Source organism: Methanobrevibacter arboriphilus JCM 13429 = DSM 1125 (assembly GCF_002072215.1).
GTDB classification, from domain to species: domain Archaea; phylum Methanobacteriota; class Methanobacteria; order Methanobacteriales; family Methanobacteriaceae; genus Methanobinarius; species Methanobinarius arboriphilicus.
Genome location: NZ_JXMW01000038.1, coordinates 1 through 1,035, shown reverse-complemented (window position 1 = coordinate 1,035; position 1,035 = coordinate 1). Strand labels below are relative to the sequence as shown.

At 29.9% G+C, this 1,035-nt stretch carries 1 protein-coding gene; it reads left to right on the top strand.

The window, feature by feature from the left end; all coding sequences use genetic code 11:
* Positions 1-1,035, top strand: a 1,035-nt coding sequence (locus tag MBBAR_RS10385; RefSeq protein WP_158082586.1) for an Ig-like domain repeat protein, incomplete at both ends; no start/stop codon positions are given.

Sequence of the window (1,035 nt, the reverse complement as noted above, 5' to 3'; positions counted from 1 at the left end):
GCTATTATTTCTGGTGAGCTTGAGGGTTATGTTGGTAATGGCTCTGATTCTTTGACTGTTAGTGTTGATGGTAATGTTTATAATAATGTTATTATTAATTCTACTGGTGGTTGGAGTCTTAATTACACAACTAACCGCACAGGAAACATAACTGTTAATGTTACTTATGCTGGTAATGATAATTATACTAGTTTTACTAATAGTACTAGTTTTGAAGTGTTGAGGAATAGTACTAATTCTAGTATTATTGTAGCTAGTGTTCAAATTGGTACTAATGCTATTATTTCTGGTGAGCTTGTTGGTTATGTTGGTAATGGCTCTGATTCTTTGACTGTTAGTGTTGATGGTAATGTTTATGATAATATTATTATTAATTCTACTGGTGGTTGGAGTCTTAATTACACAACTAATCGCACAGGAAACATAATTGTTAATGTTAATTATGTTGGTAATGAGAATTATACTAGTTTCACTAATGTGACTAGCTTTTTAGTGGCTAAGAATGGTGTTAATTCTTCTATTAATATTCCTAGTAATATTAAGGTTGAAGATTCTATAATAATTGATGGTGTTTTAGCTGATGAAAATGGTAATCCAATAGCTAATACTACTATTACTGTTATTATTGATGGTGAAAACTTTAATGTAACAACTGCTGAAAATGGTAGTTGGAATATTAATTACACTCCAACTCATGCAGGTGACTTTAATATTAATGTTACTTGGGAAGGTAATGAAAATTACACTAGTTTTACCAATAATACTAACTTCAATGTTAATAAGTTAGCTACATATTCTAGTATTGACCTTTCAGCTGACTTTAGAGTAGGGAAAACTACTGTTATAAGTGGTGTTCTTCTCGATGAGGAAGATAATACAATAGCTGATAGTGAATTAGAAATTACTATTGATGGTAAAAAACATTTAGTGAAAACCAATTTCAATGGTTACTGGTATTTAACTTATAAACCCAAAAGCATTGGAAAAATTACAGTTGTACTTAATTTCAATGGTGATGCTAAATATTTAGGTTTT